The sequence below is a fragment of the Pseudoalteromonas sp. C12FD-1 genome, assembly GCF_037414265.1.
In the GTDB taxonomy this organism is placed as follows: Bacteria; Pseudomonadota; Gammaproteobacteria; order Enterobacterales; family Alteromonadaceae; genus Pseudoalteromonas.
Genome location: NZ_JBBEVD010000035.1, coordinates 44,380 through 70,315, shown reverse-complemented (window position 1 = coordinate 70,315; position 25,936 = coordinate 44,380). Strand labels below are relative to the sequence as shown.

Genomic DNA, 25,936 nt, shown 5'->3' with positions numbered 1-25,936 from the left:
TTTTTGTTAAACCCCAAACGCGGTTCTTAGTACGTAGAAAATAACAATAGCAAGGGCAGCGCCAACTGGCAATGTAATTACCCAAGAAACTACAATGTTTCTGATAACGCCCATGTTAAGTGCAGCAATACCACGTGCCATACCTACACCTAATACCGCACCAACTAAGGTTTGTGTAGTAGAAATTGGCATGCCTGTACCTGATGCAATAACAACGGTAGACGCAGCCGCTAGTTCAGCAGCAAAACCACGGCTAGGTGTTAAGTGAGTAATGCCTTCACCTATGGTTTTAATTACCTTTTTACCTAAAATAGCAAGACCGGCAACAATACCAAAGCCACCTAGTGGTAAAATCCACCATGCAATAGCTGCTTTTTTAGCGATTTCACCATTGCTTTCAACAATGTTCACAACCGCAGCAAGCGGACCAATTGCATTCGCTACATCGTTAGAGCCATGCGCAAACGCCATACAACACGCTGTTAATACCATTAATACCGCAAATACTTTTTCTACGTTATTAAATTGCATTTGTTTATCGGCCTTAGGGTCGATATTTAAACGTGAAATCGCAATTTTACCAATAATCGCTACAATCACTGCGATCGCAATAGCAATTAAATAGCCTTCTGTAGCGCCTAGGTTAATACCTATATGCTTTAAGCCTTTTTTAATTGTTACTAGCGCCATAATAAAGCCCGCTAAACCCATGTACAGAGGTACAAAGCGTTTTGCGTTTTTAAGAGGTGCATCAGTATCAAAAATCAGCTTTTGCGCACTCATAAAGATTAAGTAAGCAATGAAGCCAGATATAGCAGGCGTAATAATCCAGCTACCGACAATACCACCTACTTTATTCCATTGAATAGCCTCTGTACCCACTGCAACTAATGCAAAACCAATAATTGCACCAATAATTGAGTGAGTGGTTGAAACAGGCCAGCCTAAAAATGAAGCAATTAATAGCCAAGTACCCGCTGCAAAAAGCGCAGAGATCATACCTAAAACCATTAAATCAGGGAGCGCAGCAAAAGGCGCTGCATCAATAATCCCTTTGCGAATTGTTGATGTAACCTCACCACCTGCTAAATAAGCACCAGCAAATTCAAAAATCATAGCAATAATAATTGCTTGTTTTATTGTTAACGCTTTTGAACCTACCGAAGTACCCATCGCATTAGCAACGTCGTTCGCGCCAATACCATAAGCCATAAAAAAGCCGACTGCTGCGGCAATTAAAACTAATACCGTGCCGTAAGATGCAATGATATCCATTGTGTAACCTTAATCTTTCGTTTTTGAACTGATTTTAAATTAACGAGCTAGCATCAGCTCAAGACGTGATCCTACGCGCTCTGCAATATCTGCAAGCTCGCCAACCCATTCAATGATTTTGTATAAAAACATAACATCAATAGGGTTTAGCTCGCTTTCTACATCGCGTAGTTGGCGGCGTACTTTAATTTGCATATCATCCGTGTCTTGTTCTATGGCATCCAATTCTACGAGCATTTTTTCTACTAAGGTAACCTCGCGACCTTTAAAACCTGTTTCTAATAACTCTTCTAACTCATTAATTGCTTTTGATGCTTGTTTAGTCGCATCAACACAACGAGTTAAATAAGCTAAAAAGTCTGCTTGCATAGCACTAGGAATTGTCATTTCACGGCCAATTACGCGCCCTGCAATGTCTTTAGCCTTATTTGCTATTTTATCTTGTTGAGTTACGAGTTCGAGCAGATCAGTACGCTCTACCGGCATAAATAAACCGCGCGGTAATTGTAAGCGTATATCTCTTTTCATATCATCAGCTTCACGCTCTAAATTACGAATAGTTAAACGAAGCTCTTCTGCTTGCTCCCACTCTTCTTTAAATACGTGATTAAAAAAAGGTATCAAGGCTTTACTTGCTTGATGAACCTTCTTGATGTGTTCTTCCATTGGTTTGATAGGAGATTTTGCAAATACTCCTAAAAACGCGTTTGTAGGCATAACTGACCCTTTAATCAAATTGATATGCTTTGCAGCATGAATTTTACAGTATTAGCGGCGATTGTGAACGCTTTTTATTATTTCATCACTGCTAATAATGCATAAAGCGGCACTAAGCCGCTTTAATAAAAAAGAATGATAGATAAAAACCTATAACGATTTTTCTATATCTTCTTGAGATGTATGACGAATATCTTTGCCGTTAACAAAATAAATAATGTATTCTGCAATATTTTGGCAACGGTCGCCAATACGCTCTAATGAACGTACAGACCATACTAAATCCATAATCTTAGGAATTGAACGTGGATCTTCCATCATGTAAGTCATAATTTGACGCGTGATTGCTTCATATTCGCGGTCAACTTTTGAATCTTCTTTATGTACTTCAAAGGCGCGTTGTACATCCATACGTGCAAATGCATCAAGCACATCGTGTAGCATTTTTAAAACTTGGCGACCCATGTTTTCGATATTCACTAATAAATCTTGCTGATCTTTAGTAAATGAATCCAAGGCAACTTTAGCAATGCGCTCTGCTTCATCGCCAATGCGTTCTAAATCGGCAATCGTTTTTGCAATGGCTATTACTAAGCGTAAATCGCTCGCTGCAGGCTGGCGACGCGCAATGATGCGTGTACACTCATCATCAATACTCACTTCCATCGCATTTACTTTGTAATCGTTCTGGCGTACTTTTTGTGCCAGTTCAGCATCATTACGGCTTACTGCATCTAATGCACTGCTTAGCTGCTGCTCAACTAGTCCACCCATGTTAAGTACATGGTTACGAACATTTTCTAGCTCTTGGTTAAAGCGCCCAGAAATATGCTTATTTATATTATGTTCCATAATTACCTTCTCTTAAATTCGTTTACAACACTAAAACGTATACAACTAGCCATAACGGCCTGTAATGTAATCTTCCGTTTTCTTTTTGCTTGGCGTTGTAAATAAGGTATTTGTGTCTGAGTATTCAATCAACTCACCCATGTACATAAAGGCAGTTTGATCAGATACACGCGCTGCTTGTTGCATGTTATGTGTCACAATAACAACGGTAAATTTATTCTTTAACTCGTTAATTAGCTCTTCAATAACCAAAGTAGAAATTGGGTCAAGTGCCGATGTTGGTTCATCAAGTAATAGCACTTCAGGTTCAATTGCAATTGAACGGGCAATAACTAAACGTTGTTGCTGACCACCCGATAGACCAAATGCACTATCGTGTAATCTGTCTTTTACTTCATCCCATAAAGCCGCGCCGCGAAGTGACTGCTCTACCACTTCATCTAGCTTACGCTTTTCTTTAATACCTTGTAAGCGTAGGCCATAAACCACATTTTCATAAATTGATTTAGGAAATGGGTTAGGACGCTGAAACACCATACCCACGTTACGACGAAGCGCCGCTACATCTACATTTTTATCGTAAATGTTTTGGCCGTGAAGCAATATTTCACCTTCAATACGACACACATCAACTAAATCGTTCATGCGGTTAATACAACGTAATAGCGTTGATTTACCACAACCCGAAGGGCCGATAAACGCCGTTACTTGGCCCTTTGGAATATTCATATTTACTTTGCTAAGCGCTTGCTTTTCACCATAGTAAAGATCAAGGTTCTTAATCTCTAACGCTTTTTGGTCATCAGTTAAGTTTTCTAAGTCTAACTTCAAGCTTTTATTAGCTTGGTTTACTTGTGGAGCGACTGTAATCATGTTTGTTACCTATAATTCTTTACTAATTAGTGTTCAAGCGATCTGAATTTTTCACGTAAATGGTTACGTATGCCTATCGCTGTTATGTTGAGGGTAATAATCACCGACACTAATAAGAAGGCCGTTGCGTATACCAGCGGGCGCGCCGCTTCAACATTAGGGCTTTGAAAACCCACATCATAAATATGAAAGCCTAAGTGCATGAACTTTCTATCTAAGTGAAAATAAGGGAAGTTGCCATCAAGTGGTAACGTAGGGGCCATTTTTACCACACCTACCAACATTAACGGCGCAACCTCACCGGCCGCTCGAGCAACAGCAAGTATCAAACCTGTCATAATTGCTGGGCTTGCCATAGGAATAATAATACGCCATAAGGTTTCAACCTTGGTTGCACCAAGCGCTAATGAACCATCACGCACTGTACTAGGAATACGCGATAAACCTTCCTCGGTTGATACAATTACAACCGGTAGTGTAAGAATCGCTAATGTAAGCGCAGACCACATAACACCTGGCGTACCAAATACTGGCGTTGGCGCGGCTTCTGGGTAAAATAGTTGGTCAAGGCTACCACCTAACATGTATACAAAAAAGCCTAAACCAAATACACCATAAACAATAGACGGTACACCCGCAAGGTTAATTACCGCAATACGAATCATCTTAGTTACTGCATTTTTAGCTGCGTATTCGTGTAAGTAAATTGCAGCAACAACACCAAATGGGGTCACAATAACAGCCATCAGCATAACCATAAATACGGTACCAAATATAGCAGGGAATACGCCGCCTTCGGTGTTTGCCTCACGTGGGTCGTCTGATACAAATTTACCCAGTTGTACAAAGTAATGGCCTAATTTTGAGAAAAAGCCCATGTCGTTCGGCAACCAAACATCAAGTACTTGATACAGTGGAATAGTAACTACTTCACCGCGCATATCCTTAACTAATACTTGGTCACGCTTAGCTTTTTTACGCAGTGCAAATAACTCTTTTTCAAGTACGGCGTATTCGTTACGTAACTCGGCACGTGCTTTGGCAAGCTCAGCAACACGCTCATCGGTTAATTCATCATCAAGCAAGTATGCTTTTTCTTGCAAGCGAAGACGTTCTAATTCGTAGTTGATATGACCGATGTCGCCATTTTGTAAATCAAGTGCTTCGTCGTTTAAATCAACTGCACGCTCGACTAACTCATGTAAGACTTCGATTTTATCGCCAGAAACTGGCTCTCCATCTTTAATTACACCTTCTATGTAGCCATAAAAGTTACCGTTTTTACTGCGTTCAAATACAGCAAGCGTAGCCGGTGTACTTTGCTCAGTAATGTCAGTTTCTAATATCCAACGAAAGTCTAAGTCTACATATTCGCGGTTACCTGTTTTTATCAGTAAACGCTCAACTTCGTCTTTATTAAAATCTGAAACATCAATACCTGTTGCAGCTAAACGCGCTGTAGGTACTAGCTCCCGGTCGTAAACTTCACCAATTATGGTTTGTTTTGAAATAGACCCTTCTAGCTCAAATTGAACTACTTCTGATGGCCAGAAAAAACTTAATCCCTTCCAAGCTATCATTGCTAATAAACCGAGAACTGAAATTAAGCTGATGCTTACTGCACCACCTGTCATCCAAATCCAAGGAGAACCAGACTTAAACCACTGCTTTACCATGTCGTGTCTCTCCACTTACATTGAGCTGTATTTTTCACGCAGTTGCTGACGAACAAACTCAGCCACTGTGTTGAAAACAAACGTGAATATGAATAGTACAAATGCTGCCAAGAACAAGATTCTATAGTGCGAGCTGCCTACTTCTGATTCAGGCATTTCTACCGCAATATTGGCAGCCAAAGTACGCATACCTTGGAAAATACTCCAATCCATAATTGGCGTATTACCTGTAGCCATTAATACAATCATGGTTTCGCCCACTGCACGGCCAAGCCCCATCATTACGGCAGAGAAAATACCTGGGCTTGCTGTTAGTAGCACCACACGAACTAGTGTTTGCCACTGCGTAGCACCAAGTGCAAGTGAGCCATTTGATAAGTGTTTAGGCACACTAAATACAGCATCTTCGGCAATCGAAAATATAGTAGGAATAACCGCAAAGCCCATCGCAATACCCACAACTAATGAGTTACGTTGGTCAAACGTCATACCAAGCTCGTTTGTTAGGTACTGACGCACATTACCGTCAAACATCCAAAGCTCTACTGTTTCGCTCATTGCAAACGATAGCCAGCCAATAAATAATACAACCGGTATAAGTAAAATAGAGTGTGACCCTTCAGGGATTTTATGGCGAATACTCGCTGGTAACTTAGTCCAACCAAGTGCTGTAGCTAATACCCCTAAAGGTAATAAAATCAGTAAGCCAACAATAGCAGGTAGGTGCTCTTCTATAAGTGGCGCTAACCACAGGCCTGCTAAAAAGCCTAATATTACGGTTGGCAGAGCTTCCATAATTTCTACGGTTGGCTTTACCACTCTACGTAATTCACTCGACATAAAGTAAGCGGTGTAAATAGCGGCTGAAAGCGCAATAGGTACTGCAAATAGCATGGCGTAAAGCGCTGCTTTTAAGGTACCAAACGAAATAGGAACCAAAGAAAATTTAGACTCAAAGTCATCACTTGCTGATGTAGATTGCCAAATGTAAGCAGGCTCTGGGTAACCTTCGTACCATACTTCCTGCCAAAGGGCAGACCATGTAACCTCTGGGTGTTCATTATGAACGTCTAATACAGTTAGTTGGTTATCAGCTAAAATAAGGGCTGCATTTGAGCGCGGAGCTATAGCAAAGTTTTTAATCTCACCCTCGCTGACTTTACCTTGCCAAAGTTTTGCCTCACTTGTGGTGTAATACACACCTAACTCACCGTTACTGCTTGTTGTGAAAAAAGTACGACGATAAAACTCAGTAAAAATATTCAGCTTGCTTTGTTTCGTTGTTTCAAACGAGCGAATTTTTTGATACTCGCGGCCGCTGTCTGTATTAACTTCAAACCACTGTGATACTTCGCCGTTATCGTTTGCCAGCATTAGTGAGTTAGCGCCAGCAAGTAGCTGCGCAGACACTAAGTTAGCACTTTCTTCGTTAGCCGAAAGCAGCTGAATTTGCTCTACTTCGCTTGGGTAGCGTGTATCGTAAACATAAATTTGATTGGCAGAGCGCACAAACGTACGCGTGGTGTCTGGCGAGATTAACAACTCATCAACACGGCCTTCAATATTAAGCTCAGTGCGCTCAACAACCCACTCCACTTCACCGGTAAACATGTTTTCTTCAGCAACAAAACTGCTGAATAAAACGCGCTTATCTTCAGTTAATGCAACAACGGCTGTTTTATCTTCATAGTGGCTAAACGCAAAACGCTTAATAGCGGCACCTTGTTCATCAACTTCAAGAGCCATTTCGCCAAGGGGGTAATCTAACCGTGGTGTTAACTTTCTTTGATTATTAGGAAAAGTAACTAAAAACTTAGGTGCAACAACAACCACTGAGCCATTTTCTAAACCAAACGCATAATGCCCCTGAAACGGCGCACTGTTTGCAAAGCTTGATGCATCGCTAGGTAGATTAGCGCTTAATGTCTCGAGCTTTTTACCAAAGCTGTCATCTTGCACACTATAAAAGTCTACCTCGCCTTGCTGAGAGAGTAAAAATGCAACCTCAGTTTGCTCCTCAACACCTAAGCCCACAATTTGTTCAGCATTAGCAACGTTAAAACTGTTACGTTTCTCTACTTTTGCAGATTCAAAAATTGGTTGTACTACATAAAGAAGGTAAAAGAATATTAATAACAATGCTATTAATACCATTACTCCGCCTGCGGAAATACCCCACTTTGCAAACCGGTCTTTAAATAGACGGCTTCGATCCGTATTTAAAGTCGGCTTATTCGGATTGGAAGTCATCAAAACACCCTTTAATTCTGTCGTTGCATAAATTATATTTCATCAAGATGACAGTAATGTTACAGATGTAATAAATACCCGCCTAAATACTTTAAAATCAGTCCTTTTTTCTAATGATATCCCTTGTGTAATTGTTACTCACTGATATGCCACAATATAAGTTGATATAAAAAATAAAGGGCTTTAGGGCTAACTTTTAAGAAAAGTACCTATTTAAGTTTTTCAAACTCCTTTTCTCGGCGTCGGAGTTGACTAAGTTCACATATTTATAAAGCACTCCCTGCTAGCACTTTAATGGTTAAGTACAGTCGACAACGCCCAAAGCACAAAAACACTAAATATTATTGATCAAAAAATGCAATACAATCGCACTTACCACCTAGAGTGCTATAAAATTGTTAATAAATTCAGTAAGCACAAATGGTTTTCAGGGAACTAATTTGTGCTTTTATTGGACAAACAATTTAACGCAGACAATACTAAATCTATGAGTAACGAACTAAGACTAAAACAATAAAGAGTCAAACAAGTAACAATAAAACAACTAGTTTTTATGGGTTTATATTACCCAGCACAATGATAAAACGTTATAAACACATAATGCCTATGCATTTACATTTTCAGGCTTAGAGAGAACTATTTATGAAGCAGTTGGTGATTACCATTTTAGGGCAAGACCGGCCCGGATTAGTAGAAAGCATTTCATCGGTTATCTTGCAAAATAAGGGTAACTGGCTGAGCAGTAATTTAAGCCATTTGCTTGGTCACTTTGCCGGTATTATTCAAGTTGAAGTGGGACATGAGCACTTTGAAGCATTACAAAACGCATTAAATGCCTTGCCTAAACTCGACGTGCGTATTGAAACTGGCAACACAGAAGTAGAGCCAAGCAACAAAGAACAAATAAACTTTGTCATTACTGGTAATGACCGCCCTGGTATTGTTCAAGAGCTGGCAAGTGTAATACGTCACAAAGGTGCTAGCATTACTCACTTAAACTCAAGGCAACAAAGCGCACCAAATTGGGGAGTGCCTATTTTTAGTGCCGTAGCTACTGTTACATTACCCAGTGGTATGAATAAAGAAGAAGTTATTGATGCGCTTGAATCAATTACCAGTGATTTAATTGTAGATATTGAAGAGGCATAACCCAAACGCCGTTGACATAAATATGACATGGTAGTCATTTTTATGTCATCTAACTGGCGTATGTTTAACTAAAAAGGGCTGATTATTACTTTTATCGCTTTTTACATTGTAAACCTCATAAGCGCACGCATAGCCCCACATTAAATTTAAAGCATATCCTAATAACGGAATAGATATGAATGCACATATAAACCCTCCAAAAACGACTGAATATTTTGCTAAAGAATTAAGTTGGCTGTCATTCAACGAGCGTGTACTGCAAGAGGCAAAAGATAAAAATAACCCAATTATTGAGCGCATGCGGTTTTTAGGTATTTTCTCTAACAATTTAGACGAATTTTTTAGAGTGCGTGTTGCTGATGTGAAGCGCCGAATTTTATTAAATAAACTCCCCGATGCTAACTTTGAAGAAGATGAGATACTGCTTAGCGAAATACAAAAAAAAGTACTGCAGTTAGGAAAAAAATTTAACCACATACATCAGCAGGTACTTACCGACCTAAATCATCATAATATTCATGTTAGCCGCCCTGATGAGTTAAGTGAATTTCATTTAGACTGGTTAAAAAACTACTTTAATGAGCACGTTCTGCAACATACCTCTCCTATTTTACTAAACGAGAACAAAGACTACTCTGACTATATAAACGATACTATGACCTACTTATTCGTAGAAATGAGTGATGAAAAGAGTTATTACGCCATGCTGGAGGTTCCAACCGACAGGGTTGATCGCTTTATAAACCTCCCCCCAGAAAAAACCCGCCGCCATAAAACTATTGTGATGCTCGATGATGTGATCACTTACTTTTTAAACGATGTATTTAGCAGCTTTTTTTCCTATAACAGCATTGCAGGTTATGCAATAAAGCTAACCCGTGATGCTGAGTACAATTTAGATGATGAACTAGAAGCCGGTTTGCTTGATAAAATGTCTAAAGGGTTAAAACAACGTGTTTATGCTGAGCCAGTAAGGTTGGTTTACGATAATGCCATGCCTGAAAACATGCTAAAAGTGATGAAAAAGCGCCTTGGGGTCACACATCATGATGCGTTAATCCCTGGGGGGCGTTATCGTAACTTTAGAGACTTTATAGCGTTTCCTAATGTAGGACGGCAATATTTAGAAAACAAACCCCTCCCAGCATTGCAAAGTAGTGCATTTAGAAAACATGCCAGTGTATTTGACGCCATTAGCGAGCAAGATATTTTACTTTACTACCCTTATCATACTTTTAATCATGTACTTGAGTATGTGCGCCAAGCGGCCTTCGACCCTAAGGTTACGCAAATAAAGGTTAATATTTACCGTGTAGCAAGTAAATCTAGGCTGATTTCATCGTTAATTAATGCTGCTAAAAACGGTAAATTAGTAACCGTTATGGTTGAGTTAAAAGCGCGTTTTGACGAGCAAAATAATATTGAATGGGCAAAAGTGCTAAGCAGTGCAGGCATTAAAGTAATTTTTGGTATTCCAGCACTAAAAGTGCACAGTAAATTATGTGTGGTGCATCGTAAAGAAAAAGGTCAAATAGTAAAGTACGCTCATATTGGCACAGGTAATTTCCATGAAAAAACAGCCAAAATTTACACAGACTTTAGCCTATTTACTCGCCACACTGGTATTTGTGAAGAAAGCGACAGCGTATTCAGATTTATAGAAAGCAGTTATAAACCGTTCAAATTTGACTACTTAATGCTTTCGCCAATTAACGCCCGAGAAACGCTGCTTAATTTAATAGATAGTGAAATTGAGCATGTTAAAAATAATAAACTAGGCAAAATTACTGTAAAAATAAATAACCTCGTTGATAAAGAGCTGGTAGACCGGCTTTATCTAGCTGGTCAAATGGGCGTTAAAATTAGAATTATTGTACGTGGCATGTGCTCGCTCATCCCTAGCGTGCCCAAACTTAGCGATAATATTAAGGTAATTAGTATTGTTGATCGCTTTTTAGAGCACCCTCGTGTCATGGTATTTAGTAACAATGGCGATGAAAAAATATTTATCTCCTCTGCTGATTGGATGACACGCAACCTAGATCATCGTGTTGAAGTAGGTGTTCCTATTTTGGATGTTAAGTTAAAACGCCTTATAGTTGATATTTTAGAGCTGCAATTTAAAGACCGTACTAAAGCACGCATTATAGATAGCGAACAAAAAAACGCATATGTAAGACGGGGTAACCGTAAAAAAATACGCTCTCAGATAGCAATTTACGACTACCTAAAAAAATGGGAACACACATATTATAATGAATGATCACCCTTCAATAGCCGCAGTTGATTTAGGCTCCAACAGCTTTCATTTAGTGGTTGCCCGAGAAGTAAACGGCACTTTGCAAATTTTGCATAAAGAAAAGCAACGCGTTTATTTAGCCGATGGCTTAGATGATAAATTTCGCCTAAGCCAAGCAGCAATAGACCGTGCTCTTGTTGTATTAAAGCAATTTGCTAAAACCTTACATGATTTCCCCGCAAGTAATGTAAAGGTAGCTGCCACATACACTTTTAGGCGCGCTAAAAATATTAACGCCTTTTTAGCCCAAGCTAGCGCTGTGTTTCCTTTTCATATTGATGTAATTGCAGGCCAAGAAGAAGCACGCTTAATTTATCAGGGCGTTGCACATTATGTTCATAATGAAGAAAACCGCTTAGTGATAGATATTGGCGGTGGCAGTACCGAGCTTATAATAGGGAAACATTTTAAGCATAAGCTTTTATCTAGTCGTAATATGGGCTGCGTTAGCTTTACAAAGCAGTTTTTTAGCGATGGAAAAATAACGGCCAAACGCTTTAACAAAGCGCAAATAAGAGCCGAGCAAGAACTTGAAGCGATTTTTTCTAACTATGTAAGCGAAAATTGGCAAACGGTTATTGGCACTTCAGGCACGATAAAGTCAATTTTAGCAATGATAAGCGCTGCAAATCCGCAACAGCCAAATATTACTTACGATGATTTGCTCACGTTAAAGCAGCAATTTATTAGCGCTAAACATATTGATAACTTAGTTATTGCAGGGCTTACACCTGAGCGCCAACAAAGTATATGTGGCGGTTTGGCTATTTTAATTGCGATATTCACTGAGTTTGCCATTAAAGAGCTTACCTACAGCGATTTTTCATTACGTGAAGGGTTGCTGCACGAAATGCAGCAAAAGCTGGCTGATAAAGATATTCGTTCAAACACAATAAATAATTTAAGTGAACGTTATACCGCCGATAAAGCACATGCAGTACGCGTTGCTGATACGGCTATTTGGTTGTATAAACAGTTAAAAAATGTATGGCATTTAGACAATAACGACGATATTGCTTTACTAACGTGGGCAGCAAAATTACACGAAATTGGTTTATCAATTAACTCATCGGGAATTAATAAACATAGCGCTTATATAGTTGCAAATAGTCAATTACCCGGTTTTACTCAGCAAGAGCAACTTATACTAAGCTCACTTATACGCTTTTACCGTAAAAAGATTAAACTTGCAGAGCTGCCAGAGTTTTTAACTATTTCGCAAAAGCATGTACTCAAACTGATTGTTATTTTGCGCTTAGCCATTTTATTTAATCAAAAGCGCCAAGTGAGCTTAAAGCCAGATATGGAAATAAGCGCCAGCAACTTAGGATTATTTATTAAGTTTGCTAATAGCTATTTGCAAGAACATACATTATTACAAGCAGATTTGGAGCAAGAACAGCTCTACCTAAAAAAAGCAGGTATTGAGTTTGAATGCGTTTAGCAGCAAAAAGCTCGCATAAAGCGAGCTTTTATTTGTTAGGCTTACATATCCATATGGCGGTTTGAGCTTTGCATCATTTGCTTAATGCCCTGATTTTCAAGTTCTAAAATTTGCTCAAGCTTTTCTTTTCCATTTTCTGTCTCAGCGCGCTCTAATAAGTACTCGTAAAGTTCGATTACTTTTTTGTGCTGCTCAGAGAGGTAATTTTGAATCACCTTTTCATCGAATTCTTGGTCTTTGCTAATATCGTTAAATGTAATTAGCTCGGGGTTGTCTGCAAAGTATTCGTAGCTGTATGTATCTAAGGTGTTGATTTCTGTAATTGCTTTAAAGCCAACTAAGTCTTCAGCTAACTTTTTTTCATAATTTAAATAATAGTCTACTAGCATCGCGTTACGTTCATCAAGTAACTCCTTAACGCTGTAAAAATTTGCCGCCATTTGTGTGTGAAATAAAACGGTCCAATCGTACACTTCTTTAATTGTTTTAACTTGCATGTGCATTCCTTACTAAGTTGACTGTATAAGGTATGGGTTGCGTAAACCGTGCCAACATAAACTCAATTAAAAACAATGCATTAAAAATAATAAAATAGGAGCTAGGCGGGTTATTTGGTACAAGTTACAAAATACGGGTAATTTTTATAGGGCAATACAAAGCTGTATTGCCCCTAGCCCTATTGTGCAATATGCTGCTTTTTCCACAGTAAATACACCGCAGGTATAACCAACAACGTGAGTATAACTGCGCTTAGCATCCCGCCTACCATTGGCGCTGCTATTCTGCTCATCACTTCGCTTCCGGTGCCGGTGCCGTATAAAACCGGTAATAAGCCAGCAATAATGGTAGCTACCGTCATCATCACAGGGCGTACTCTTAGCCCTGCACCTTGCATAATCGCGTGTTGTAGCGCTTGTAAGTTAAAAGCAGCCCCCGTTTGCTCGCACTGTTGGCGTTGCTCTGAATAAGCTTGGTTTAAATATACAAGCATTATGACGCCTATTTCTACGGCAACACCGGCCAATGCAATAAACCCTACACCCACTGCCACCGAAAAGTTAAACGCTTCAAAGTACATTAGCCAAATGCCGCCAACCATAGCCAGAGGCAAGGTAGCAATAATAATAAGTACTTCACTTAGGCATTTAAAGTTAAGATATAACAGTATTACAATAATCGCGAGCGTAAGCGGGATCACATAAGTAAGCTTTGCTTTTGCGCGTTGCATGTATTCGTATTGCCCCGCCCAAGTAATTGAATATCCAGCAGGTAATTTTAGGTTATCGCCAAGCACTTGCTGAGCTTGTGCTACATAACTGCCAATATCAGTGTCTTTAATATCAATTAAGCTCCACCCATTTAAGCGCGCGTTTTCACTTTTAATACCGGTAGGGCCATCTTCAATAAATACTTTAGCAACATCACCAAGTGCAATATGCTGCCCTAGTGGCGTAATAATGGGTAATAATTTTAAATCTTCAGGCGAAGCACGAAAACTCTGCGGGTAGCGTAAATTTACCGGGTAGCGCTGTTGCCCTTCGATTGTTTCAGTCACGTTTGATCCACCAATTGCAGTGGCTACAACCTGTTGTATGTCGGCTATATTTAGATTGTACCGTGCTGCTTTTTCGCGGTTTATGTCCACCTTAATATAACGCCCTGTGGCTACACGCTCTGAATACACTGACGCTGTACCAGGCACATCCTTTAACAATTGCTCTATTTGCTGCCCGATGTTTTGAATTTCTAACAAGCTTGGGCCCCCAATTTTAATACCCACAGGCGTTTTAATGCCGGTGGCTAGCATGTCGATACGTGTTTTTATTGGCATAACCCACGCATTTGTAAGGCCCGGTAAGGCAACTAAGCTTTCTAATTCTGCTTTTATCTTCTGCTTAGTCATACCCTCTCGCCACTGAGATTTGGGTTTAAACTGAATAAAAGTTTCAATCATTGTCAGTGGTGCGGGGTCGGTAGCGGTATCAGCTCGCCCGATTTTACCAAATACAGTTTTTACTTCTGGCACTGAGGCTATGAGCTTGTCTGTTTGTTGCAAAATTTTTCGTGCTTCACCAATAGAAAGCCCTGGGTAAGTTGTTGGCATATACATTAAGTCGCCTTCATCCAATAAAGGAATAAACTCACTACCTATTTTGTTTACCGGATAAAAGCCAATAACCGTTACTATTAATGCAACGAACAACGTACTTTTTGGAAATTTAAGCACCGTGGCTAACAGCGGTTTATACCCTGCAACCAAAGCCCTATTTACAGGGTTTTTATGCTCAGAAATGACCTTCCCCCGAATAAAGTAACCCATTAACACGGGTACTAAGGTTATCGCTAAGCCGGCAGAGGCTGCCATTGCATACGTTTTTGTATAAGCAAGCGGGGAAAACATGCGCCCTTCTTGCGCCTCTAAAATAAATACAGGCATAAAACTTACGGTAATAATGAGTAAACTAAAAAATAACGCAGGGCCGACCTCCGTGGCCGATTTAGTCACTATTTGCCAACGGTTTTGCTTGGTTAGTGGCGTTTTTTCCATATGTTTATGCATGTTTTCTATCATTACGATAGCACCATCTGTCATTGCGCCAATGGCAATAGCAATCCCGCCTAACGACATAATATTCGCGTTTACACCTTGCCAATACATCACAATAAAAGCCATTAATATACCCATAGGCAAGGTTATAATAGCAACCAGTGATGAGCGCACATGAAATAAAAATACCACACACACTAAGGCAACAATAACGAGCTCTTCAATCAACTTTTTGCTCAGGTTATCAACCGCGCTTTTTATTAACGTGGAACGATCATAAACAGGAATTATCTCAACCCCTTCAGGTAGCCCTTGTTTTAATGACTCAAGCTTTGCTTTTACCCGAGAAATCGTTTCTTGGGCGTTTTCGCCATAACGCATAACCACAATGCCACCCGCAACCTCGCCTTCGCCATTTAGCTCTGCAATGCCGCGTCGCATTTGTGGGCCTAAACGTACACCCGCTACATCTCGTAATTGTAATGCACTTCCTTGGGCGTTAATTCCCAATGGAATGGCCTCTAAATCGGCGACACTTTTAATATAACCTGTGCTGGTTACCATGTATTCGGCTTCTGCCATTTCGATTACTGAAGCACCTGTTTCTTGATTACCTTGGCTAATTGCAGCTTGTATCAAACTAAGAGGAAGGCCATAAGCGCGTAACTTAATGGGGTCTACAACTACTTGGTACTGCTTTATCATGCCACCTACAGCGGCCACCTCAGATACACCTTCAACGCTTTGTAGTTCAAATTTTAAAAACCAATCTTGCAAGCTACGAAGCTGGCTTATATTGAGCTGGTTTGTTTTATCGACTAACGCATATAAATAAACCCAGCCCACCCCTGTAGCATCGGGCCCAAGTTGTGCCTTTGCACTTGCCGGCAAGCTACTTTCAACCTGACTTAAATACTCTTGTACACGGCTTCGGGCCCAGTAAATATCGGTATTTTCATCAAAAATAATATACACATACGAGTCGCCAAAAAACGAAAAACCACGCACAGTTTTAGCGCCAGGCACAGACAGCATGGCCGTAGTAAGCGGGAAAGTAACTTGGTCTTGCACCACTTGGGGCGCTTGGCCTGGGTAGCTGGTTTTAACAATGACCTGTACATCTGATAAATCAGGAAGCGCATCAACGGGGGTCTGCTTAACACTGAAAATACCTGCGCCAAATACAATAATACTCAGCAACAATACAAGAAAGCGATTAACGACCGACCAGCGAATAATAGCAGCTATCATAATGACTCCCCATGCATTAAATGATGAGGTGCGTCTTTATCAGTAGGGTGCTCAGCAATTTTGTTTATTACAAATTCACCGTCAAGAATGCTAAACGTAAAATGAACCTGCTGATGGGGGGAAAGCGCACTAATATCAAGCTCTTTAGCAAGTATAAAGTCCATAGTAGCAGGGCCTCTGTTCCATTTAGCAATAGCCTCTCTGCTAATATTAATAACTCGCTGCGCTGCGTTTATGTTATTTATGGTTCCCATTACTGTAGCTGTTTGAACCGCTTCAGCCTTGTCCATTTCCATGTCAGGCATGTCGCTCATGGCGTGAGTGCTTGGTGCGCTCATACGCTTAAAGTCTGAGTCTTTACTCGACTCAGAGTCTATTAAAAACTGCGCAGCGGTCACAACACTATCCTCTTTGGTAATACCCGATAGAATAGCCACCTCATGTTGGCTAATTTGCCCTACTTTTACCGCCACCGATTTAAAACGGCCATTGCCTAAGGCTAGTACTACTCGGTTTTGTGCGCCTGTACGAATGAGTGCTTGCTTAGGTATTACTAGTTGCGGTGAATCACTGTGTGTGTGAATACTTACCTGGGCAAACATATTAGGTTTAAGTAACTCCGCGGTATTTTCAAAACGCAGCCTTACACGTAGAGTACGGTTTTGAGCATTCAGCGCTGGATAAATGTAATCTACTACGCCCTGCCACTGCTTACCTTGAATGTAATCAAGTGTCATTGTAACGGGGAGCCCTTTGCTCACTAAAGCTGCTTGGCGCTCAAATACTTCTGCCTCTACCCATACTTGATCTAATTGAGCGATGCTCATCATTGAGGTGCCAGGCTTAACATAAAAACCCTCACGTATATTAAGCTCATCAAGCACACCGCTTTGGCGCGCGTAAAACGTAATGCTTTGCATCACTTTTTTATTTTTTTCTAAGCGTTCTATAAAGCCATCAGACACATTTAGCGATTCTAAACGCGCTTTGGCAGCCCGGATCAATACGCTGTTTTTTCTATTTACTGCGAGTAAAAATTCTTCTTGCGCGTTCACAAGTTGAGGAGAATAAAGCGTGTAAAGAGGCTCACCAGCACTCACGGGCTCCCCTTGCGCTTTTACAAATAAGGTTTCTATCCAGCCCTCTACGCGGGGGTGAATATGGGTTAACTGATCTTGGTTGTATTGCACATAACCTATTGTATTAATATCGCTTTGTAGTGTTTTAACTTGCACTTTACTGGTTTTAACGCCTAGGTTATTAACCACTTCAGGCGATATTTTTATAGTACCTGGGCTGTCGGTTTCAGCGTTTGCGTACACAGGTACCAGCTCCATCCCCATTGGCGATAACCCTGGTTCATCGCGCCTATAATTACTGTCCATTGGCGCAACCCAATACAGCGGCTTCGCTTTTTTATTATCAGCGGCCGTGGCTAAGTGCTCAGTGTCATCAATCAACCAGCGATTAGCAATAAACATTAATGCAGCGCCAATAAGCAGCGCTACAAGGTATTTTAGGTTAGTTTTCATTGTTTTATCCTTGTAACTCAGCCATTACTAGCGAGTCTAAGCTGGCTGCGTAATAATTTAAGCGAGCAATTGTAATGTGCTTATCTATTTGAATATTAAGGGCGTCTATTTTGGCGTTTAGCTCACTAATACGCGCGCGCATAACATCAGAAAAGTCGCCATCGTCACGGGTGTACGCGTTTAAAGTAGCTTGAGCTTGTTGCGACATTTGCGGTAATAACGTGTTTTGGTAAAGCGTATTGCGTTGCTCAATTCGCTCAAGCTGGCTAACCTCTTTAAAGTACTGTCCTTTTAGGTTTTGTAGCGCCACGCGTTTGTCGGTTTTAATGGCCTCAGCATTAGCAATAGCCGCATTAACTTGCTGATCTTGTCTGTTGTCGGTAAATAAAGGTAAATCAATACTCACCCCCACCGAAAGCAAATCAGCACGCGATTCACCGGCTTGGTTATCAGCACGGTAGCCATAACCCATATTTACGCCCAGTTGTGGTTTATAACTTTGTTTAGCAAGGCTCACTTGTGTGCGTTTAGCGGCTATACGTTGATCTATTGCCACCATAGAGGGATGCGCCATAAGTAACTTAATGAGCTCATCAAGGTCTAAGCTATTAAATTGTGCAAGCGGAGCTGGCGCTGCAAAAGCCTGGCTTAATGGTTGGCTTAATATGTTCTGTGGTAACCACTGAGCTAACCCTTGTTTAGCGGCGTCTAGCTGCTGCGCTAATATAATCAGTTTATCTTCAAGGCGCGTCAGCTCCAATTGTGCGCGAATAATATCTTGTTGGCGGGTTTTGCCTAAACTACTGGAGTAACTGGCTTCGGTAACTTCAATTAGCTGGGTAAACAATGCTTTATCTTGTTCAATTAACGCAATACTTTGCTGCGCTCTGTAGGCATTTAACCACAGTTCCATCACCCTCGCTTTTACTTGCGCCTTTCGCTGCGCCCTCAGCCACGGCTGCTCAAGTGCCTCTTCTTTTATTGCTTGTTGGCTAAGTGCTAGGCTATTACCACGGCTAAAGCTTTGGCTTATACCCAGTTTTAACTGCGTCATATTTTCTTGATCAAATGCAAAACCATCTACGGGTACGCTTTGCAAACCTATGCTTAATACGGGGTCTGGCAGAGTACCTGCAGCAATACTTTGCGCTGTAGCGGCGGCTTGCTTTTGCTCACTGGCGCTCAGCCACGGCTCGTTATTGAGCGCTAAGTTTATGGCATCCGTTAAATTAAGGGTGGGTACTTTTGCTATGGCATCACTATTAAGTACAGCACCAAATAAGGTGGCGCTCAGTAATACAGCTTTAAAAATTACAGTGCGAGTCATTGCCTGCTCCATCTAAAATTAAAAATAAAAATCTTAAATTAACAAGCAGAACAGGCGCTTTAAGCGAATATAGCTAAATTGCACTCATACCAATGGTGTTGAGTTATTAATTATTTATAGCGACAGTTAAATACAGCGATCACAAGGCATAAATATCGGCATGTAGGTGTTCTACATGAGAGGTTTATTACGCTGTTAACGCTTTATTTGCCACGCTAAATGACTAAATAATCAAGTCGATTGGTATCACACCTATCCTGCGTTTAAGCAAACATAGGAGGGCGATATAAGGTATTACTAGGTGGGGAGGATATACCGCTATTGAGCTGGGTAACTTTTTCACTCAATAACGAAAAAGCATTAAATAAGCCCGGGGACGTTAAAATAGAGCTGCTTCCACAGCCATTTATTGGGCAATGACAATCATTTTGAATATCTGCTTCATCACTGCAGCAATCCATTTCCATCATACCTGTATGCAATTTACTCTCGCTCATTACATGTGTGGCATGCTTTGCTGATAGGCTCATATGTGGCATTTCGCACTGCTGATTTACAGACGCAACGGCTTGCCCCACAAACGTAAGTAGTATCACAACAACGAGTAAATTTGAGTAAAAACGCTGCAAAACAAAGCCTATTAAGTAAATTACCTAGTAATAATATTTGAGTTATTGAGCTAACTCAAATAATTAATTTTCTTTTTTAGGCGGGGTAATTAAGCTACTCGCTAAAATAGCAAAAATACAATAAGCACTAAAATACCAAAACCCCTCGCCAAACGTGCTATGCATAATTAGTAAATCGCTACTTTGGCCATGTGCATTGCCTGCCAAATAAGTCACTATTAACGCAATAACAAACACATCCACCATGCTCCACTTGCTCAATGCGCAAATAACCACACCCAACTTATTTTTAAATGTGCTGGCCGACAAACAGCAATACAGTAGTTGCAGCAGTAATTTTAAGCTTGGGATCACAATAGAGAATAACCCAACTAACGCCGCTACAAATAAATTATTATTATTAGCTAGCTCGTTTACGGTTCCCCAAATACTTTGTGTTTTGCTATACGCGTTTATTTCACCCTCTAATTTACCAAGCCCTAACATGCTAGAGAACATCATTAACATACTGCGGGTACGGCCATCGCCTTCCTCAGCCAGCATTTCAATACCTGCTTTGGCGAGTTGCGATTTATCAATGTTGCCCTCAATCGATAATACAGGTTTGGTAACACCAGGAAATAACAGCCCTAATGCAACTACAACACTTAAAATAGATATCCAATTACGCATATTTACTCTGCAATAGCCTCAATAATTTCGTCACTATACAACAGTGCATCAAGAACATAATTAAAAATATGCCCTATATGCAAATCACTGTTTATTGCTGGCATTAGTATCGCTATTTTATCCATTTCATCTAGTTCAAACGCCCTAATAAGCGCAAGGCTTTGCCCTAAAATGCCCTCATTGTTTAATAATGCCTGGGCAATACTTTTATCCAGCGAAAATTCTTTAACAATAGCTTCAAGGTCTGTATCTAAAATTGCATCCATTACCGAAAACAGCCCAACCAAATAGCCTTGACCAACCAGTGCTGCATGGTTTTGCCCTAACAATAGCGCAATAAACTGCGCTCTGGTTAAGGCAAGTTTTGTGAGTTCTGTGGGTTTATCGGCGCCTAATTCGCTCAGCGCTAAAACGCGAACTAGCTGCCTGATGCTATCCTCTCCTAAATACACAACCGCTTGCGATATAGAGGTAATGGTTAATTTAGTACTGCCCGAACGGGCGTTCGCTAATTTCAATACTCGTGCTGTAATAGCCACATCTTTGGCTACTTGCTTTTGTATTTCATCAAAGCATAAAGATTCTTTTGCCGTAAAGCGCAGTAAATCAAACACAATCACCTTACCCGGCTCCACATCTTTGTAAGTAATCATCTCTGGTCGAGCAAAAAAGTAACCCTGAAATAAATCGCAACCGGCTTGTTTTAACGAATGAAATTGTGCATGAGTTTCTATGCGCTCAACAATAATTTTTACATGCGAATTAGCGCGTTTAATTTTTTTTATGCGCATATTGGTTTTAATGATTACATCGTCCATTTCAATTTTGATGTAATCAACATGTGCAAGTAATGGCGCCCACTTATCGTCCCCATCGTAATCATCTAAAGCAAACTTGTATCCCTGTTGCTTGAGCGCTTTCACGCGCTGAGTTACCTCAGCTATTTTGTTCGTACGCTCAACGATTTCTAACACGCAATTTTGCGGCACTAATAATTTAGGAAAGTTTTCTAAAATAGTGGCTGAGGAGAGGTTAATAAACGCTAAATGATGTGCTGTAAGTTTATCTGGCCCTAGCATCATCAGTGTATTAAAAAATAAACGGCTGGTTGCTTGCTCATCAGATGTTCCCACTGGAAATGCGTTATGCGCTGAATCGCGATAAAGTAGCTCATAGGCAAACACATTCTGCTGTGCATCAAAAATAGGTTGCCTTGCAACAAACTGCGTTAGCTTTTGCCCGTTCTGAAAAATATTTGTGGGATTCACTTAATAAAAACCTATCTTATTTGATGTTGTTTATTACAATTAGGTTATACACTGTAATTCAACTGCTATGAAGATTCTAGAATCATTGCAAACGCGGCAACATTACATAACTCTCAAAATTAAAAGCTTAGTAAAGGTTAGCTATTTGTATTTATTAAAGTTGTTTTTACTTACATTCGCCTTGCTGCTGACAGGCTTTTCTGATGTCGCGCACAGCCAACCCGTATTGAAATATAATATTACTGCATCGGGCAGTCATTACCCCTATTCAACTAATAACCCTAAGCTGCCTGGCATCTTACCTGAAGTTATTGAGCAGGTTTTAAAAACAGCGCACATTAATGCTGAACATGTCGACTTACCCGCTAAGCGAATTACTAAATATTTAAGCGATGGGTTAATAGATTTTGATGTAATCTCTCTCAGCTGGCTCCCTGAAAGTGAGCGAAAAAACTCGCATTATGTTTTTTCCAACCCATTATTATCAGTATCCGAATCTATTATATCGTCAGCCCAAAATACTCAACAATGGCAAACTGTAGCAAGCCTTCAAAATAAAAATGTCGGCACCGTTTTGGGTTATTATTATCACAATGATAAAGAGTTTAACCGTGTAGACTTTCCCTCTGAAAAAGAGTTGATCACCGCTTTAAATCTCAACCGTGTAGATGTTGCGATTGCTGGAGACTTACCGGCCTTATATTGGGCAAATAAGCTAGGTATTGAAATTGCTTTTGGAGCTCAACATTCATACGGCTTAATGCGGATCAGGCTTATTAGTAAGCATGCTGATTTACTCCCAGCAATAAATATCGCAATTGACACTCTAAATAAAGAAGGCTTTATCAAGCAAGTAGAAGATAAATATATGCAAAGTATTCCCACACAAAATTTAAGGGATTAGTATCCTCCCTTGGCTTAGCTAGGGTATAATACGGCCAAATGTAAACCCCTTCCTATATAAGAACGCCTTATGAGTATTGAAAAAGCCTTAATCGAGCGCAGTAATAACCAGTGTGAATTATGCAGCGCAACCGAACACTTATCTGTTTACGAAGTGCCTCCTGTTACCGAAACCCACTCTGACAAATGCATTTACACCTGCCAAACCTGTAAAGATCAAATAGAAAACAATAGCGAGCTTACCCCAACACATTGGCATTGTTTAAACGACAGCATGTGGAGCCAAACACCTGCCGTACAAGTGGTGGCTTACAGAATGTTAACGCGTTTAGCTATTGATAATGGCTGGGCACAAGATGCGCTAGATATGATTTACCTAGAAGAAGATACCCTAGCGTGGGCCAAAAAAGCGCTTGCTGAAGATGACGATATAAAACACGTAGACAGTAACGGCGTAGTGCTGCAAGCTGGCGATACCGTTACTTTAATTAAAGACTTAGACGTTAAAGGCAGTAGCTTAACCGCCAAACGCGGCACAGCAGTACGTAATATAGGTTTAACAAATAACCCTGAACACATTGAAGGGCGAGTAGACGGCCAACGTATTGTAATTTTAACAAAGTTTGTAAAAAAATAGCGTTAAAGCATTATATTAAGGCGCAATAGCGCCTTTTTGTGTCTTAAAAAATTAAGCCATTATTAAGCTCCTCCCCCCTACACTTACCCACAATATAGGAATAAGGAGCACAAGTATGGCAAAGCAGCAATTTAAGTGTCAAAAAAGCACATTTACAGGCTTAAGTTTATTAGCTCTAAGCGCACTAGCATTAGCGGGCTGTGAAAAACCAACGAATGAATCACAACCCACAGCACAACAAAAAAGCGTTATGGGCTTAACCACCCAAGTGAGCTATAAAGATCGCAGTATGCCGCGCCCTGGCTCACAACTGATTGTAACGCTCTCAGATGTGTCAAAAGCAGATGTAAAAGCTGAAATAATTACTCAACAAGTGGTTGATATAAATAAAGCGCCACCCTATACCGTGGAGCTTGCTTATGATAACAACAACATTGTTGATAAACACCGCTATAACCTAACAGCGAGAATCATTAATAAAGACAAAGTTCTCTATACCAGCGCAAGGCAATACAACCCTTTTAAAAATGCCGAATCAGGTTTTCTTCACGAAATTGAGCTTGAAAAAGTTATCGCACCTAAGAGTGATGTAACGCTTACAAACACATACTGGAAAGCCGTAACAATTAATGCACAAACAGTCAGTGTAAGAACAAAAGAGCCATTTATACAATTTGATAAAGATAACCGCGTTAACGGCTTTTTAGGGTGTAATAACGTCAGTGGCAGCTATAGCACAGATCAACATTCAATTTCGTTTAGCCAGTTGGCAAGTACAAAAAAAATGTGCTCACAAAGCATGGAGCAAGAAGCGGCTATGTTAAATATGCTCAATAACACGCAAAAGTGGGCTATAGAAGGCGAGTCTTTAGCGTTAAAAGATAGCAGTAGCAACACGCTTGCCACCTTTAATGCGGTTTATTTTAATTAAATAAAAGCCCAACTGGGCTTTTACTTTACATAATGGCAAGCAGTTACTCGTCGACTAACTGCTCGCTTCTATAAAAGCCGCTAGGGTCACTTAAAAGCTCAACTAGCTCAGGTAATACGCTGTCCATGGTCTGTTTTAATTTCCATGGCGGGTTAATAACAATCATACCTGATGCCGTCATACCGTGTACGTCAGTATCCGCTTGTGTACCTAACTCAAATAATTGAATATTACGCATACCTGAGTCAATGAGCCCTTGCTCCATATTATTGATGCGCGCTCTATCAACAACGGGATACCAAATCATATATGTGCCAGTAGCAAAACGCTGATGCGCCTTAACTAATGTGCTAATTACAGTATCGTAATCGTCTTTTATCTCATAAGGCGGATCAATAAGCACACATGCACGGCGTGAAGCTGGCGGGAGTAATCCTATTAAACCGGCAAAACCGTTTTCGCCACGAACGCGAATCGAGCGCTTGCCTTGCATGTTTTGCTCAAGTAACTGCAAATCGCGCGGGTGTAATTCAAAAAACCAGCCTTTATCTTGGCGGCGTAAGTAATGCTCAGCAATTTTTGGCGAACCAGGGTAAAACGCCAGTTCGTCCCCACCATTAAACGATTTAATTAATGCAATATAATCGTTTAGCGCCTCGTGCTCACTGCTATGCTGCCAAAGCTTAGCTATGCCCTCTTTGTATTCTTGTGTTTTTTGGGCATCAGATGAACTTAACTCAAAAAACCCCGCACCTGAGTGAGTATCAATGTAATCGAGGGGTTTATCTTTAATGGTTTGGTATTGAAGTACCTGTGCAAGTACCAAATGTTTAAGCACATCGGCGGGATTACCTGCATGAAAAGAGTGTCTGTAACTAAGCATTGTTAATTTTCGCTATACGCAATTTAATATCGGCAGTGAACCACAAGCTCCGAATTTTGGCAACCTATACACCGCTTAGCGAGCAGTTAAGTGAACCATTTATGAACAAAAAAGCCACTACCCTGAATTATCACTTAATAAACAATAAAATTGTGCTAAAACCACCGTAAATGCTGGCAAAACAACACACTTTGCTTTACATTTGCATGACATTAATTACAGTTATATGAGCGCCTTTATGAACAACACAACTCTTCAACAACTCGAACAACTGATCGACTCACTTATCGAACGCAACAACCAATTACAAACAGATGTTGCTAGCTTAAAAGAGCAAAATGCAAAATTAAGTGACGAAAACGAAATTTTACAACTAGAAGCCCTTGAAAACGAAGAAAAGCAAAAAGATGCTAGCTCTACGTTAACTGGCTTACTTGATAAACTACAAAGCGCACAACAGGCAAGCTAATGTCTGAGCTGCAAAACCAGCGGGTCACAGTTGAGTTGCTAGGTAAAGAGCAGCAGTTTGCATGCCCTGTTGGGCAAGAAGATGCATTAATAGCAGCAGCACAAAATTTAAATGACTTGGTTGAGCAAACAAAGCAACGCTCATCAGTTCGCAACGAACAACAAGCGATACTTTTAGCAGCACTTACACTCAGCCACGAGTTGCTAGAAGCTAAAACGCATGCCAGTGTAGAGCAACAGCAGCAAGATCAACTCATTGATAAACTCAGCCAATGCTTGGCGAGTGACCCAATAAAAAAATAAAAAGCGCCCCGTGCGCTTTTTGTTTATTATGAGGGTAAATAAATGCTGC

Annotated in this window: 22 protein-coding genes; 8 read left to right on the top strand and 14 right to left on the bottom strand. The window is 40.4% G+C overall.

Annotated features, from left to right (window positions below; all coding sequences use genetic code 11):
* Nucleotides 1-6 precede the first annotated feature (6 nt).
* The 6 genes from WDB87_RS02320 to WDB87_RS02295 all read right to left on the bottom strand — a co-directional run bounded on the left by WDB87_RS02320 (nucleotide 7) and on the right by WDB87_RS02295 (nucleotide 7,643).
* Nucleotides 7-1,275 carry an inorganic phosphate transporter gene (locus tag WDB87_RS02320; RefSeq protein WP_024031439.1) on the bottom strand — a complete coding sequence of 423 codons (1,269 nt, stop codon included), beginning with the start codon at nucleotides 1,273-1,275 and terminating at the stop codon, nucleotides 7-9.
* A 39-nt stretch (nucleotides 1,276-1,314) separates the two neighbouring features.
* A complete protein-coding gene (locus WDB87_RS02315) occupies nucleotides 1,315-1,992 on the bottom strand; it encodes a TIGR00153 family protein (RefSeq protein WP_286245419.1) in 678 nt (225 codons plus the stop codon).
* Between the two features lie 150 nt (nucleotides 1,993-2,142).
* Nucleotides 2,143-2,844 carry a phosphate signaling complex protein PhoU gene (phoU, locus tag WDB87_RS02310; protein WP_286245420.1) on the bottom strand — a complete coding sequence of 234 codons (702 nt, stop codon included), beginning with the start codon at nucleotides 2,842-2,844 and terminating at the stop codon, nucleotides 2,143-2,145.
* A 45-nt stretch (nucleotides 2,845-2,889) separates the two neighbouring features.
* Nucleotides 2,890-3,717: a phosphate ABC transporter ATP-binding protein PstB gene (pstB, locus tag WDB87_RS02305; protein WP_286245421.1), complete on the bottom strand. Its 828-nt coding sequence runs from the start codon at nucleotides 3,715-3,717 to the stop codon at nucleotides 2,890-2,892.
* A gap of 26 nt (nucleotides 3,718-3,743) precedes the next feature.
* Nucleotides 3,744-5,393: a phosphate ABC transporter permease PstA gene (gene pstA / locus WDB87_RS02300; protein WP_286245422.1), complete on the bottom strand. Its 1,650-nt coding sequence runs from the start codon at nucleotides 5,391-5,393 to the stop codon at nucleotides 3,744-3,746.
* Nucleotides 5,394-5,408: 15 nt separating this feature from the next.
* Nucleotides 5,409-7,643 (bottom strand): ABC transporter permease subunit, encoded by a 2,235-nt coding sequence (locus tag WDB87_RS02295; RefSeq protein WP_337848891.1) that lies wholly within the window; start codon nucleotides 7,641-7,643, stop codon nucleotides 5,409-5,411.
* 642 nt (nucleotides 7,644-8,285) lie between these two features.
* Between WDB87_RS02295 and WDB87_RS02290 the strand changes: the two genes are divergently transcribed.
* From WDB87_RS02290 to WDB87_RS02280, 3 genes are all read left to right on the top strand, one after another.
* Nucleotides 8,286-8,792 carry a glycine cleavage system protein R gene (locus WDB87_RS02290; RefSeq protein ID WP_286245424.1) on the top strand — a complete coding sequence of 169 codons (507 nt, stop codon included), beginning with the start codon at nucleotides 8,286-8,288 and terminating at the stop codon, nucleotides 8,790-8,792.
* A gap of 175 nt (nucleotides 8,793-8,967) precedes the next feature.
* Nucleotides 8,968-11,055 (top strand): polyphosphate kinase 1, encoded by a 2,088-nt coding sequence (gene ppk1 / locus WDB87_RS02285; protein ID WP_286245425.1) that lies wholly within the window; start codon nucleotides 8,968-8,970, stop codon nucleotides 11,053-11,055.
* Nucleotides 11,048-12,535 (top strand): Ppx/GppA phosphatase family protein, encoded by a 1,488-nt coding sequence (locus WDB87_RS02280; protein ID WP_286245426.1) that lies wholly within the window; start codon nucleotides 11,048-11,050, stop codon nucleotides 12,533-12,535. Before ppk1 ends, WDB87_RS02280 begins: the two co-directional genes overlap by 8 nt.
* Before the next feature lie 41 nt (nucleotides 12,536-12,576).
* On the opposite strand, the gene WDB87_RS02275 is transcribed toward WDB87_RS02280, so the two are convergent.
* From WDB87_RS02275 to WDB87_RS02245, 7 genes are all read right to left on the bottom strand, one after another.
* Complete coding sequence (locus WDB87_RS02275; protein ID WP_286245427.1) at nucleotides 12,577-13,032, bottom strand: hypothetical protein; 456 nt, start codon at nucleotides 13,030-13,032, stop codon at nucleotides 12,577-12,579.
* 179 nt (nucleotides 13,033-13,211) lie between these two features.
* On the bottom strand, nucleotides 13,212-16,334 hold the full coding sequence (locus WDB87_RS02270) for an efflux RND transporter permease subunit (protein WP_337848890.1): 3,123 nt from the start codon (nucleotides 16,332-16,334) through the stop codon (nucleotides 13,212-13,214).
* The gene (locus WDB87_RS02265) at nucleotides 16,331-17,866 is read right to left on the bottom strand and encodes an efflux RND transporter periplasmic adaptor subunit (protein ID WP_337848889.1); all 1,536 of its coding nucleotides are present in this window, start codon (nucleotides 17,864-17,866) and stop codon (nucleotides 16,331-16,333) included. Before WDB87_RS02265 ends, WDB87_RS02270 begins: the two co-directional genes overlap by 4 nt.
* Before the next feature lie 4 nt (nucleotides 17,867-17,870).
* Nucleotides 17,871-19,193, bottom strand: coding sequence for a TolC family protein (locus tag WDB87_RS02260; RefSeq protein WP_286245430.1), 1,323 nt, complete (start codon nucleotides 19,191-19,193; stop codon nucleotides 17,871-17,873).
* A gap of 263 nt (nucleotides 19,194-19,456) precedes the next feature.
* Nucleotides 19,457-19,822 (bottom strand): hypothetical protein, encoded by a 366-nt coding sequence (locus tag WDB87_RS02255; RefSeq protein ID WP_286245431.1) that lies wholly within the window; start codon nucleotides 19,820-19,822, stop codon nucleotides 19,457-19,459.
* Between the two features lie 63 nt (nucleotides 19,823-19,885).
* Nucleotides 19,886-20,494, bottom strand: a complete 609-nt coding sequence (locus WDB87_RS02250) for a paraquat-inducible protein A (protein WP_337848888.1) — start codon at nucleotides 20,492-20,494, stop codon at nucleotides 19,886-19,888.
* 2 nt (nucleotides 20,495-20,496) lie between these two features.
* A complete protein-coding gene (locus WDB87_RS02245) occupies nucleotides 20,497-21,762 on the bottom strand; it encodes an EAL and HDOD domain-containing protein (protein WP_337848887.1) in 1,266 nt (421 codons plus the stop codon).
* A 160-nt stretch (nucleotides 21,763-21,922) separates the two neighbouring features.
* Here WDB87_RS02245 and WDB87_RS02240 point away from each other — a divergent pair, with 160 nt between their 5' ends.
* From WDB87_RS02240 to WDB87_RS02230, 3 genes are all read left to right on the top strand, one after another.
* On the top strand, nucleotides 21,923-22,666 hold the full coding sequence (locus WDB87_RS02240; RefSeq protein ID WP_337848886.1) for a substrate-binding periplasmic protein: 744 nt from the start codon (nucleotides 21,923-21,925) through the stop codon (nucleotides 22,664-22,666).
* Nucleotides 22,667-22,735: 69 nt separating this feature from the next.
* Nucleotides 22,736-23,302, top strand: coding sequence for a PhnA domain-containing protein (locus tag WDB87_RS02235; RefSeq protein ID WP_337848885.1), 567 nt, complete (start codon nucleotides 22,736-22,738; stop codon nucleotides 23,300-23,302).
* A 115-nt stretch (nucleotides 23,303-23,417) separates the two neighbouring features.
* Nucleotides 23,418-24,233, top strand: coding sequence for an META domain-containing protein (locus WDB87_RS02230; RefSeq protein ID WP_337848884.1), 816 nt, complete (start codon nucleotides 23,418-23,420; stop codon nucleotides 24,231-24,233).
* 43 nt (nucleotides 24,234-24,276) lie between these two features.
* Here WDB87_RS02230 and WDB87_RS02225 read toward each other — a convergent pair whose 3' ends face one another.
* Entirely contained in the window at nucleotides 24,277-25,116 is an 840-nt protein-coding gene (locus WDB87_RS02225) for a 23S rRNA (adenine(2030)-N(6))-methyltransferase RlmJ (RefSeq protein WP_337848883.1), read from the bottom strand.
* A gap of 238 nt (nucleotides 25,117-25,354) precedes the next feature.
* On the opposite strand from WDB87_RS02225, the gene zapB reads away from it, so the two are divergent.
* Together zapB and WDB87_RS02215 are read left to right on the top strand one after the other, a co-directional pair.
* Nucleotides 25,355-25,585 carry a cell division protein ZapB gene (zapB, locus tag WDB87_RS02220; RefSeq protein ID WP_024031454.1) on the top strand — a complete coding sequence of 77 codons (231 nt, stop codon included), beginning with the start codon at nucleotides 25,355-25,357 and terminating at the stop codon, nucleotides 25,583-25,585.
* Entirely contained in the window at nucleotides 25,585-25,887 is a 303-nt protein-coding gene (locus WDB87_RS02215; protein WP_004587640.1) for a cell division protein ZapA, read from the top strand. Before zapB ends, WDB87_RS02215 begins: the two co-directional genes overlap by 1 nt.
* The last annotated feature ends 49 nt before the right edge of the window (nucleotides 25,888-25,936 follow it).